This is a genomic window from Pseudomonas alkylphenolica (assembly GCF_000746525.1).
GTDB lineage: Bacteria > Pseudomonadota > Gammaproteobacteria > Pseudomonadales > Pseudomonadaceae > Aquipseudomonas > Aquipseudomonas alkylphenolica.
On record NZ_CP009048.1, the window covers coordinates 3,757,417 to 3,769,646 of the forward strand.

A 12,230-nucleotide genomic window follows, 5' to 3' on the forward strand; every position below is an offset into this window, starting at 1 on the left:
AACAGTAGGACGAATTGCACACCTTCAAATGATATTAATTATCATTACGAAGTTAAGCCTTCATTACGCTTTGCAAGAAACATAATTAACAAAACCCGAGACAATGCCCGCCCCATGCGGCCTGCAGCGAGTTACGAAAGATTTTTGTTCTTAATCCTACGAATAAATTTGCTGCAGAAATTTTACTTGCACCGGGTTTACCCATAAAATCAGCACGATAGATTCCGCTGCGACATATCGTCACTGCTTTACTACTTTCCAAGCCGCAGAGACTGGTCTCTGTATAAGGATTTTCAGCATGCCCGATTCGACAGGACTCATCGCCCACAACTGGGGCTTTGCCATTTTCCTTTTGGGTGTCGTTGGCCTGTGTGCCTTCATGCTCGGTCTGTCCGCCCTGCTCGGTAGCAAGGCCTGGGGCCGTAGCAAGAACGAACCCTTCGAGTCCGGCATGCTGCCTACTGGCGGCGCCCGCTTGCGCCTGTCAGCCAAATTCTATCTGGTCGCGATGCTCTTCGTGATCTTCGATATCGAAGCCCTCTTTCTCTTTGCATGGTCTGTGTCCGTCCGCGAAAGCGGCTGGACCGGATTCGTCGAAGCTCTCGTTTTCATAGCAATTCTGTTGGCAGGTCTTGTCTACCTTTGGCGCGTCGGGGCACTTGATTGGGCTCCCGAAGGTCGTCGCAAGCGGCAAGCGAAGCTGAAACAATGAGGCTTTGGCAATGCAATACAATCTCACCAGAATCGACCCGGATGCTCCCAACGAGCAATATCCAATCGGAGAGCGGGAAACCGTCTCCGATTCGCTGCTAGAGGACCAGGTCCACAAGAACATCTTCATGGGCAAACTTGAAGATGTGCTCAGTGGCGCGGTCAACTGGGGGCGTAAAAACTCCCTGTGGCCGTACAACTTCGGCCTCTCCTGCTGCTACGTGGAAATGACCACGGCCTTCACGGCGCCCCACGACATCGCCCGCTTCGGCGCCGAAGTCATCCGGGCATCGCCGCGTCAGGCCGACTTCATGGTTATCGCCGGTACCTGCTTCATCAAGATGGCGCCGATCATCCAGCGCCTGTACGAGCAGATGCTTGAACCCAAGTGGGTCATCTCCATGGGTTCGTGCGCCAACTCCGGTGGCATGTACGACATTTACTCGGTCGTTCAGGGGGTCGACAAGTTCCTCCCCGTGGATGTCTATGTCCCTGGTTGCCCGCCTCGCCCTGAAGCCTTCCTGCAAGGCCTGATGTTGTTGCAGGAGTCGATTGGCCAGGAGCGTCGTCCTCTTTCCTGGGTTGTCGGTGATCAAGGCATTTACCGTGCCGAGATGCCGTCGCAGAAAGAGCAACGCCGTGAACAGCGCATCCAGGTCACCAACCTGCGCAGCCCCGACGAAGTCTGATCCAGCTATCTGTTGCCTGCGCGTGCGCGACAGGCAGCCTGGCTTCATTCTCTACGTTGACCGAAAGCGACCGAGACCATGACAGCGGACACCGCTATTTATATCCCGCCTTACAAGGCTGACGACCAGGATGTGGTTGTCGAACTGAACAACAAATTTGGCCCCGAGGCGTTCGTCGCCCAGGAAACCCGCACCGGCATGCCGGTGCTTTGGGTTACCCGCGCCAAACTCAAGGAAGTCCTGAGCTTCCTGCGCAATGTTGCCAAACCGTACAGCATGCTCTACGACCTGCATGGTGTGGACGAACGTCTGCGCACCCAGCGCCGTGGCCTGCCAAGTGCCGACTTCAGCGTGTTCTACCACCTGCTTTCGGTGGAACGGAACAGCGACGTGATGATCAAGGTAGCCTTGAGCGAAGGCGACCTGAACCTGCCAACGGTGACCGGTATCTGGCCGAACGCCAACTGGTACGAGCGCGAAGTCTGGGACATGTTCGGCATCGACTTTGCCGGCCACCCGCACCTGACCCGGATCATGATGCCGCCGACCTGGGAAGGTCACCCGCTGCGCAAGGACTACCCTGCGCGCGCCACCGAGTTCGATCCGTACAGCCTGACCCTGGCCAAGCAGCAGCTTGAGGAAGAAGCCGCGCGCTTCAACCCTGAAGCCTGGGGCATGAAGCGCCAGGGCGCCAACGAGGACTACATGTTCCTCAACCTCGGCCCGAACCACCCTTCGGCTCACGGTGCCTTCCGTATCGTCCTGCAGCTGGACGGTGAAGAAATCGTCGACTGCGTTCCGGACATCGGTTACCACCACCGTGGTGCCGAGAAGATGGCCGAGCGTCAGTCCTGGCACAGCTTCATTCCCTACACCGACCGTATCGACTACCTCGGCGGGGTGATGAACAACCTGCCATACGTGCTCGCGGTCGAGAAGCTGGCCGGCATCCAGGTGCCACAGAAGGTCGACGTGATCCGCATCATGCTGGCCGAGTTCTTCCGGATCACCAGCCACCTGCTGTTCCTGGGTACCTATATCCAGGACGTCGGCGCCATGACCCCGGTATTCTTCACCTTTACCGACCGTCAGCGCGCCTACACCGTGATCGAAGCCATCACCGGCTTCCGTCTGCACCCGGCCTGGTACCGCATCGGTGGTGTCGCCCACGACCTGCCGCGCGGCTGGGACAAACTGGTGAAAGACTTCGTCGAATGGCTGCCAAAGCGCCTCGACGAGTACACCAAGGCTGCCCTGCAGAACAGTATTCTCAAGGGCCGGACCATCGGCGTTGCCCAGTACAACACCAAAGAGGCCCTGGAATGGGGCGTCACCGGTGCCGGTCTGCGTTCCACCGGCCTGGACTTCGACCTGCGCAAAGCCCGCCCTTATTCCGGCTACGAGAACTTCGAGTTCGAAGTACCGCTGGCCCACAACGGCGATGCCTACGATCGCTGCATGGTCCGTGTCGAGGAGATGCGCCAGAGTATCCGCATCATCGACCAGTGCCTGCGCAACATGCCGGAAGGCCCGTACAAAGCGGATCACCCGCTGACTACGCCGCCGCCGAAAGAGCGCACCCTGCAGCACATCGAAACCCTGATCACCCACTTCCTGCAGGTTTCGTGGGGCCCGGTCATGCCGGCCAACGAATCCTTCCAGATGATTGAGGCGACCAAGGGCATCAACAGTTACTACCTGACGAGCGACGGCGGCACCATGAGCTACCGCACCCGGATTCGCACCCCGAGCTACCCGCACCTGCAGCAGATCCCTTCGGTGATCCGCGGTAGCATGGTCGCGGACCTCATTGCGTACCTGGGCAGTATCGACTTCGTTATGGCTGACGTGGACCGCTAAGCATGAATAGCACGCTTATCCAAACCGACCGTTTCGCCCTGAGCGAAACCGAGCGCTCGGCCATCGAGCACGAGATGCATCACTACGAGGACCCCCGCGCGGCGTCCATCGAAGCCCTGAAGATCGTTCAGAAGGAACGCGGCTGGGTGCCTGACGGCGCCATCTATGCCATCGGCGAAGTGCTCGGCATTCCGGCCAGCGATGTCGAAGGCGTGGCCACCTTCTATAGTCAGATCTTCCGTCAGCCGGTTGGCCGGCACATCATCCGCGTTTGCGACAGCATGGTCTGCTACATCGGCGGCCACGAGTCCGTGGTCAGCCAGATCCAGAGCGAGCTGGGTATTGGCCTGGGCCAGACCACCGCCGACGGCCGCTTCACCCTGCTGCCAGTGTGCTGCCTGGGTAACTGCGACAAGGCCCCGGCGCTGATGATCGACGACGACACCTTTGGCGATGTCCAGCCTGCTGGCGTTTCCAAGTTGCTGGAGGGTTACGTATGACCATCACTTCCTTCGGCCCGGCCAACCGCATTGCCCGCAGCGCCGAGACGCATCCGCTGACCTGGCGCCTGCGCGACGACGGCGAGCCGGTCTGGCTGGACGAGTACCAGGCCAAGGACGGCTATGCCGCCGCCCGCAAGGCCCTGGCACAGATGTCCCAGGACGATATCGTCCAGACTGTCAAAGATTCCGGCCTCAAGGGCCGTGGCGGTGCGGGCTTCCCCACCGGCGTCAAATGGGGCCTGATGCCCAAAGACGAATCGATGAACATCCGCTACCTGCTGTGCAACGCGGATGAAATGGAGCCCAACACCTGGAAAGACCGCATGCTGATGGAGCAACAGCCCCATCTGCTGGTCGAGGGCATGCTGATCAGCGCCCGCGCGCTGAAGGCTTACCGTGGCTACATCTTCCTGCGTGGTGAATACACCACCGCGGCGAAGAACCTCAACCGCGCCATCGATGAAGCCAAGGCCGCAGGCCTGCTGGGCAAGAACATCCTCGGCAGCGGCTTTGACTTCGAGCTGTTCGTGCACACCGGCGCCGGACGTTACATCTGCGGTGAAGAAACCGCACTGATCAACTCCCTCGAAGGCCGCCGCGCCAACCCGCGCTCCAAGCCGCCCTTCCCTGCCGCCGTCGGCGTCTGGGGCAAGCCGACCTGCGTGAACAACGTCGAGACCCTGTGCAACGTTCCGGCCATCGTCGGCAACGGCGTCGACTGGTACAAGTCGCTGGCGCGCGAAGGTTCTGAAGACCACGGCACCAAGCTGATGGGCTTCTCCGGCAAGGTCAAGAACCCGGGTCTGTGGGAACTGCCATTCGGCGTTACCGCCCGCGAGCTGTTCGAAGACTACGCCGGTGGCATGCGCGATGGCTTCAAGCTCAAGTGCTGGCAGCCTGGCGGCGCCGGTACCGGTTTCCTGCTGCCCGAGCACCTCGACGCGCAGATGTATGCCGGTGGCATCGCCAAGGTCGGCACCCGTATGGGTACTGGCCTGGCGATGGCCGTGGACGACAGCGTCAACATGGTTTCGCTGCTGCGCAACATGGAAGAGTTCTTCGCCCGCGAGTCCTGCGGCTGGTGCACTCCGTGCCGCGATGGCCTGCCGTGGAGCGTGAAGATGCTGCGCGCCCTGGAGAAAGGACAAGGCAAGGCGGAAGACATCGAGACCCTGCTGGGTCTGGTCAACTTCCTCGGCCCTGGCCGCACCTTCTGCGCCCACGCACCGGGTGCCGTCGAGCCGCTGGGTAGTGCCATCAAGTATTTCCGTCCGGAGTTCGAGGCCGGCGTCGCACCTGTTACAGGCAGCGAAGCCCTGCGCCCGAATCTGGCCAAGCCGATTGTCGTCGGCGCATAACGAATAGAAATGCGGACGGTCCGTGCCGTCCGCTGCTTGCACAGCTCGCCCGGGGACACCTGTAGCGGGCTGCAGGCACACAGTTTTCCATTAGCCACGCCCGCAGACGCGGGCCAACGAAGAACTTTGAACCATGGCCACTATCCACGTAGACGGCAAAGCGCTCGAAGTCAACGGTGCAGACAACCTGTTACAGGCGTGTCTGTCGCTCGGCCTCGACATCCCCTATTTTTGCTGGCACCCGGCGCTCGGTAGCGTCGGCGCCTGCCGCCAGTGCGCGGTCAAGCAGTACACCGACGAGAACGACACCCGCGGTCGTATCGTCATGTCCTGCATGACCCCCGCCACCGATGGCACCTGGATTTCCATCGACGACGAAGAGTCCAAGGCGTTCCGCGCCAGCGTCGTCGAATGGCTGATGACCAACCACCCGCACGACTGCCCGGTCTGTGAGGAAGGCGGTCACTGCCACCTGCAAGACATGACGGTAATGACCGGCCACAACGAGCGCCGCTACCGTTTCACCAAGCGCACCCACCAGAACCAGGAGCTCGGCCCGTTCATCGCCCACGAGATGAACCGCTGCATCGCCTGCTACCGTTGCGTGCGTTACTACAAGGACTACGCCGGCGGTACCGACCTGGGCGTATTCGGTGCCCACGACAACGTGTACTTCGGTCGAGTTGAAGACGGTGTCCTCGAAAGCGAGTTCTCCGGCAACCTCACCGAGGTCTGCCCGACCGGTGTGTTCACCGACAAGACCCACTCCGAGCGCTACAACCGTAAGTGGGACATGCAGTTCGCCCCGAGCATCTGCCATGGCTGCTCCAGCGGTTGCAACATCAGCCCGGGTGAGCGTTACGGCGAACTGCGCCGGATCGAAAACCGCTACAACGGTTCGGTCAACCAGTACTTCCTCTGTGACCGTGGCCGTTTCGGCTATGGCTACGTCAACCGCGAAGACCGCCCACGTCAGCCGCTGCTGGCCGATGGCACCAAGCTGAGCCTGGATGCTGCGCTGGACAAGGCCGCCGACATGCTGCGCGGTCGCAACATCGTCGGCATCGGCTCGCCGCGCGCCAGCCTGGAAAGCAACTACGGCCTGCGCGAGCTGGTCGGTGCCGAACACTTCTACTCGGGTATGGAAGCCGGTGAACTGGCGCGTGTACGCCTGGCCCTGCAGGTACTGAACGACAGCCCGCTGCCGGTCCCGACCCTGCGCGAGATGGAAGACCACGACGCCGTGTTCGTCCTCGGCGAAGACCTGACCCAGACGGCTGCCCGCGTGGCCCTGGCCCTGCGCCAGTCGGTCAAGGGCAAGGCCGAAGCCATGGCCGATGCCATGCGCGTTCAGCCGTGGCTCGATGCTGCGGTGAAAAACATCGGCCAACACGCCATGTACCCGCTGTTCATCGCCAGCCTGGCGGAAACCAAGCTCGACGACGTCGCTGAAGAATGTGTCCACGCAGCGCCGGACGACCTGGCCCGCATCGGTTTCGCCGTGGCTCACGCCATCGACCCGAGCGCCCCTGCCGTCGAAGGCCTGGACGCCGAAGCCCTGGCCCTCGCCAAGCGCATCGCCGACGCCCTGGTTGCCGCCAACCGTCCGTTGGTGGTCGCCGGTACCTCGCTGGCCTCCAGCGCACTGATCGAAGCCGCTGCCAACATCGCCAAAGCCCTCAAGCTGCGTGCGAAGAACGGCTCCCTGAGCCTGGTGGTGCCTGAGGCCAACAGCCTGGGTATGGCCATGCTCGGTGGCGAGTCCGTCGACGCCGCGCTGGACGCAGTGATTGCCGGCAAGGCCGACGCCATTGTCGTCCTCGAAAACGACCTGTACAGCCGCGTGCCAGCTGCCAAGGTCGACGCTGCCCTGGCCGCCGCCAAGGTGGTGATCGTCGCCGATCACCAGAAGACTGCAACCGCCGAACGCGCTCACCTGGTACTGCCAGCGGCAAGTTTCGCCGAAGGCGACGGTACCCTGGTCAGCCAGGAAGGCCGTGCCCAGCGTTTCTTCCAGGTATTCGATCCGACCTACCTGGACAGCAGCATCCTGGTTCACGAAGGCTGGCGCTGGATGCACGCCCTGCGTGCGACCCTGCTCAACAAGCCGGTGGACTGGACCCAACTGGACCACGTCACCAGCGCCTGCGCCGCTGTCACGCCGCAGCTGTCGGGCATCGTCAACGCCGCGCCGTCCGCTTCGTTCCGCATCAAGGGCATGAAGCTTGCGCGTGAGCCGCTGCGCTACTCCGGCCGCACCGCGATGCGCGCCGACATCAGCGTGCACGAGCCACGTACCCCGCAAGACAAAGACAGCGCCTTCGCCTTCTCCATGGAAGGTTACTCGGGCTCGGCCGAACCGCGTTCGCAAGTGCCGTTCGCCTGGTCTCCGGGCTGGAACTCGCCACAAGCCTGGAACAAGTTCCAGGACGAGGTGGGCGGTCACCTGCGCGCAGGCGACCCAGGCACCCGCCTGATCGAAACCGAGGGCGACAAGCTGCACTGGTTCGCCAGCATTCCGGCAGCCTTCTCCCCGGCGCGTGGCACCTGGCAGGTCGTGCCGTTCTACCACCTGTTCGGCAGTGAAGAGAACTCTTCGCGCGCCGCGCCGGTACAAGAGCGCATCCCGCAGGCTTACGTTGGCCTGGCCAAGTCCGAAGCCGACCGCCTGGGCGTCAACGATGGTGCGATGCTCAGCGTGAACGTGGCTGGCATGACCCTGCGACTGCCATTGCGCATCAATGAAGAACTGGGCGCAGGCCTGGTTGCCCTGCCCAAAGGCCTGGCCGGCATTCCGCCCGCCATCTTCGGTGCATCCGTCGAAGGCCTGCAGGAGGCAGCACAATGACCTGGTTCACCCCTGAAGTGATCGATGTGATCATCACGGTCATCAAGGCCGTCGTCATCCTGTTGGCCGTGGTGGTCTGCGGCGCGCTGCTCAGCTTCGTCGAGCGGCGTCTGCTGGGCTGGTGGCAGGACCGTTACGGTCCGAACCGCGTCGGCCCGTTCGGTATGTTCCAGATCGCAGCCGACATGCTGAAGATGTTCTTCAAGGAAGACTGGAACCCGCCCTTCGTCGACAAGATGATCTTCACCCTGGCGCCGGTCGTGGCCATGAGTGCCTTGCTGATCGCCTTCGCCATCATTCCGATCACCCCGACCTGGGGTGTCGCGGACCTGAACATCGGCGTGCTGTTCTTCTTCGCCATGGCCGGTCTGTCGGTATACGCGGTACTGTTCGCCGGCTGGTCGTCGAACAACAAGTACGCCCTGCTCGGCAGCCTGCGGGCTTCGGCCCAGACCGTGTCGTACGAAGTGTTCATGGGTCTGGCGCTGATGGGTATCGTTGCCCAGGTCGGCTCGTTCAACATGCGCGACATCGTTGACTACCAGGCCCAGAACCTGTGGTTCATCATTCCGCAGTTCTTCGGTTTCTGTACCTTCTTCATCGCTGGCGTCGCCGTGACTCACCGTCACCCGTTCGACCAGCCAGAAGCAGAACAGGAACTGGCCGACGGTTACCACATTGAATATGCCGGCATGAAATGGGGCATGTTCTTCGTCGGTGAGTACATCGGCATCATTCTGGTCTCGGCGCTGCTGGTAACCCTGTTCTTCGGCGGCTGGCACGGTCCGTTCGGCATCCTGCCGCAAGTACCGTTCTTGTGGTTCGCCCTGAAAACCGCGTTCTTCATCATGCTGTTCATCCTGCTGCGCGCCTCGATCCCGCGCCCGCGCTATGACCAGGTGATGGACTTCGGCTGGAAGTTCTGCCTGCCGCTGACCCTGATCAATTTGCTGGTGACCGCTGCGCTCGTGTTGCTCAACACGCCAGCTGTTGCGGCCCAGTGAGGATTTGACCCATGTTCAAGTATATTGGCGACATCGTTAAGGGCACAGGCACCCAGCTGCGCAGTCTGGTGATGGTGTTCTCTCACGGTTTTCGCAAACGTGACACCCTGCAGTACCCCGAAGAGCCGGTCTACCTGCCGCCACGCTACCGTGGCCGCATCGTCCTGACCCGCGACCCGGATGGCGAAGAGCGCTGTGTAGCGTGCAACCTGTGTGCCGTGGCTTGCCCGGTCGGTTGCATCTCGCTGCAGAAAGCCGAGACAGAAGACGGTCGTTGGTACCCGGAGTTCTTCCGTATCAACTTCTCCCGTTGCATTTTCTGTGGCCTCTGCGAGGAAGCCTGCCCGACCACCGCAATCCAGCTGACGCCGGATTTCGAAATGGCCGAGTTCAAACGTCAGGAACTGGTGTACGAGAAAGAAGATCTGCTGATCTCCGGCCCCGGCAAATACCCTGACTACAACTTCTACCGTGTTGCAGGTATGGCTATTGCCGGCAAGCCGAAAGGCGCCGCGCAGAACGAAGCCGAGCCGATCAACGTGAAGAGCTTGCTCCCTTAAGGAAGAAAGATGGAATTCGCTTTCTATTTCGCATCCGGTGTCGCTGTGGTGTCCACCCTTCGGGTGATCACCAACACCAACCCCGTGCACGCCCTGCTCTACCTGATCATTTCGCTGATCTCCGTGGCGATGACCTTCTTCGCCCTCGGCGCTCCGTTCGCCGGTGTCCTGGAAGTGATCGCCTACGCTGGCGCCATCATGGTGCTGTTCGTCTTCGTGGTGATGATGCTCAACCTCGGGCCGGCTTCGGTCGCCCAGGAACGTGGCTGGCTCAAGCCGGGTATCTGGCTCGGGCCTGTGGTCCTCGCCGCGCTGCTGCTGCTCGAACTGCTGTATGTGCTGTTCAGCAGTGATAGCGGCGCCGGCATCGGCCACACTACGGTCGACGCCAAAGCGGTCGGCATCAGCCTGTACGGTCCTTACCTGCTGGTGGTGGAACTGGCCTCGATGCTGCTGCTCGCTGCAGCGGTGACGGCATTCCACCTCGGCCGCAACGAGGCGAAGGAGTAATCACATGCCTGCAATTCCTCTCGAGCATGGCCTGGCAGTCGCCGGCATCCTGTTCTGCCTCGGCCTCGTCGGCCTGATGGTGCGCCGCAACATTCTTTTCGTGTTGATGAGCCTGGAAATCATGATGAACGCCGCAGCACTGGCCTTCATCGTCGCCGGCGCCCGCTGGGCGCAGCCGGATGGACAGATCATGTTCATCCTGGTGATCAGCCTGGCAGCCGCCGAGGCCAGTATCGGCCTGGCGATCCTGCTGCAGCTGTATCGCCGCTTCCACACTCTCGACATCGATGCTGCCAGTGAGATGCGCGGATGAACCTTATCTTTCTGACGTTCGTATTCCCCCTGATCGGCTTCCTGCTGCTGTCGTTCTCGCGCGGCCGTTGGTCCGAGAACCTGTCGGCGCTGGTCGGCGTCGGTTCGGTGGGCCTCTCGGCTGCCGTGGCCGCCTACGTGATCTGGCAGTTCAACGTCGCGCCGCCTGAAGGCGGTGCGTACAGCCAGCTGCTGTGGCAGTGGATGTCGGTGGACGGCTTTGCGCCGAACTTCACCCTGTACGTGGACGGCCTGTCGGTCACCATGCTCGGCGTGGTCACCGGTGTCGGTTTCCTGATCCACCTGTTCGCCTCCTGGTACATGCGCGGTGAAGCCGGTTACTCGCGCTTCTTCGCCTACACCAACCTGTTCATCGCCAGCATGCTGTTCCTGGTGCTGGGCGACAACCTGCTGTTCATCTACTTCGGTTGGGAAGGCGTGGGCCTGTGCTCGTACCTGTTGATCGGTTTCTACTACAGCAACCGCAACAACGGTAACGCCGCACTCAAAGCCTTCATCGTTACCCGTATCGGCGACGTGTTCATGGCCATCGGCCTGTTCATCCTGTTCGCTCAGCTCGGCACCCTGAACGTGCAGGAGCTGCTGGTACTGGCGCCGCAGAAGTTCCAGGCCGGTGATTTCTGGATGGTTCTGGCAACCCTGATGCTGCTCGGTGGTGCGGTCGGTAAATCCGCCCAGCTGCCGCTGCAGACCTGGCTTGCGGACGCGATGGCCGGTCCTACCCCGGTTTCGGCACTGATCCACGCGGCAACCATGGTTACCGCCGGTGTCTACCTGATTGCCCGTACCCACGGCCTGTTCGCCCTGGCCCCTGACGTGCTGCACCTGGTCGGTGTGGTCGGCGGTGTGACCCTGGTCCTGGCCGGCTTCGCTGCTCTGGTACAGACCGACATCAAGCGTATCCTCGCCTACTCGACCATGAGCCAGATCGGCTACATGTTCCTGGCCCTGGGCGTGGGTGCCTGGGAAGGCGCGATCTTCCACCTGATGACCCACGCCTTCTTCAAGGCCCTGCTGTTCCTTGCTTCCGGTGCGGTGATCGTTGCCTGCCACCACGAGCAGAACATCTTCAAGATGGGCGGCCTGTGGAAGAAACTGCCGCTGGCCTACGCCAGCTTCATCGTCGGTGGTGCCGCTCTGGCTGCCCTGCCGCTGCTGACCGCCGGTTTCTACTCCAAGGACGAGATCCTCTGGGAAGCCTTCGCCAGCGGCAACAACGGTCTGCTGTACGCCGGTCTGGTCGGTGCGTTCATGACCTCGCTGTACACCTTCCGCCTGATCTTCATCGCCTTCCACGGCGAAGCCAAGACCGAAGCGCATGCTGGCCACGGGATCTCCCACTGGCTGCCACTGGGCGTGCTGATCGTGCTGTCGACCTTCGTCGGTGCCTGGATTCATCCACCACTGGCCGGTGTCCTGCCGCAGAGCGTCGGCCATGCCGGCGGCGAAGCCAAGCACAGCCTGGAAATCGCCTCGGGCGCCATCGCCATCGCCGGTATTCTGCTCGCCGCAGTGCTGTTCCTCGGCAAGCGTCGCCTGGTGACTGCGATCGCGGGCAGCGCTATCGGTCGCGTGCTGTCGGCCTGGTGGTTCGCCGCCTGGGGCTTCGACTGGATCTACGACAAGCTGTTCGTCAAACCTTACCTGCTGATCGCCCACATCCTGCGCAAGGATCCGGTTGACCGCAGTATTGGCCTGATTCCGCGTATGGCTAAAGGCGGTCATGCCGCCATGAGCAAAACCGAAACCGGTCAGCTGCGCTGGTATACCGCTTCGATCGCCGTAGGTGCCGTGCTTGTACTCGGTGCCGTTGTAATGGCTGCGGTCTGATATGAACCTTGCGACTTTGCGAAA

The 12,230-nt window shown here is 61.7% G+C and carries 11 protein-coding genes; all 11 read left to right on the forward strand.

Features of this window, described 5'->3' with window-relative positions; all coding sequences use genetic code 11:
• Positions 1-298: 298 nt before the first annotated feature.
• The 11 genes from PSAKL28_RS17255 (at position 299) to nuoL (ending at position 12,206) form a co-directional block, all read left to right on the forward strand.
• Positions 299-712, forward strand: a complete 414-nt coding sequence (locus PSAKL28_RS17255) for an NADH-quinone oxidoreductase subunit A (protein WP_010220397.1) — start codon at positions 299-301, stop codon at positions 710-712.
• A gap of 10 nt (positions 713-722) precedes the next feature.
• Positions 723-1,400: an NADH-quinone oxidoreductase subunit B gene (locus tag PSAKL28_RS17260; RefSeq protein ID WP_010220398.1), complete on the forward strand. Its 678-nt coding sequence runs from the start codon at positions 723-725 to the stop codon at positions 1,398-1,400.
• A gap of 78 nt (positions 1,401-1,478) precedes the next feature.
• Positions 1,479-3,260: an NADH-quinone oxidoreductase subunit C/D gene (gene nuoC / locus PSAKL28_RS17265; RefSeq protein WP_038612814.1), complete on the forward strand. Its 1,782-nt coding sequence runs from the start codon at positions 1,479-1,481 to the stop codon at positions 3,258-3,260.
• A gap of 2 nt (positions 3,261-3,262) precedes the next feature.
• Positions 3,263-3,760 carry an NADH-quinone oxidoreductase subunit NuoE gene (gene nuoE, locus PSAKL28_RS17270; RefSeq protein ID WP_012313767.1) on the forward strand — a complete coding sequence of 166 codons (498 nt, stop codon included), beginning with the start codon at positions 3,263-3,265 and terminating at the stop codon, positions 3,758-3,760.
• Positions 3,757-5,121, forward strand: coding sequence for an NADH-quinone oxidoreductase subunit NuoF (gene nuoF / locus PSAKL28_RS17275; protein ID WP_038612816.1), 1,365 nt, complete (start codon positions 3,757-3,759; stop codon positions 5,119-5,121). The genes nuoE and nuoF overlap by 4 nt, the downstream gene beginning before the upstream one ends.
• Before the next feature lie 133 nt (positions 5,122-5,254).
• The gene (gene nuoG / locus PSAKL28_RS17280; RefSeq protein WP_038612817.1) at positions 5,255-7,969 is read left to right on the forward strand and encodes an NADH-quinone oxidoreductase subunit NuoG; all 2,715 of its coding nucleotides are present in this window, start codon (positions 5,255-5,257) and stop codon (positions 7,967-7,969) included.
• On the forward strand, positions 7,966-8,973 hold the full coding sequence (gene nuoH, locus PSAKL28_RS17285; RefSeq protein WP_038612819.1) for an NADH-quinone oxidoreductase subunit NuoH: 1,008 nt from the start codon (positions 7,966-7,968) through the stop codon (positions 8,971-8,973). The genes nuoG and nuoH overlap by 4 nt, the downstream gene beginning before the upstream one ends.
• Positions 8,974-8,984: 11 nt before the next feature.
• A complete protein-coding gene (gene nuoI / locus PSAKL28_RS17290) occupies positions 8,985-9,533 on the forward strand; it encodes an NADH-quinone oxidoreductase subunit NuoI (protein WP_038612820.1) in 549 nt (182 codons plus the stop codon).
• A gap of 9 nt (positions 9,534-9,542) precedes the next feature.
• Positions 9,543-10,043, forward strand: a complete 501-nt coding sequence (gene nuoJ / locus PSAKL28_RS17295; RefSeq protein WP_038612821.1) for an NADH-quinone oxidoreductase subunit J — start codon at positions 9,543-9,545, stop codon at positions 10,041-10,043.
• 4 nt (positions 10,044-10,047) lie between these two features.
• Positions 10,048-10,356 carry an NADH-quinone oxidoreductase subunit NuoK gene (gene nuoK, locus PSAKL28_RS17300; protein ID WP_038612823.1) on the forward strand — a complete coding sequence of 103 codons (309 nt, stop codon included), beginning with the start codon at positions 10,048-10,050 and terminating at the stop codon, positions 10,354-10,356.
• Positions 10,353-12,206, forward strand: coding sequence for an NADH-quinone oxidoreductase subunit L (gene nuoL, locus PSAKL28_RS17305; protein WP_038612825.1), 1,854 nt, complete (start codon positions 10,353-10,355; stop codon positions 12,204-12,206). The genes nuoK and nuoL overlap by 4 nt, the downstream gene beginning before the upstream one ends.
• Positions 12,207-12,230: the final 24 nt, after the last annotated feature.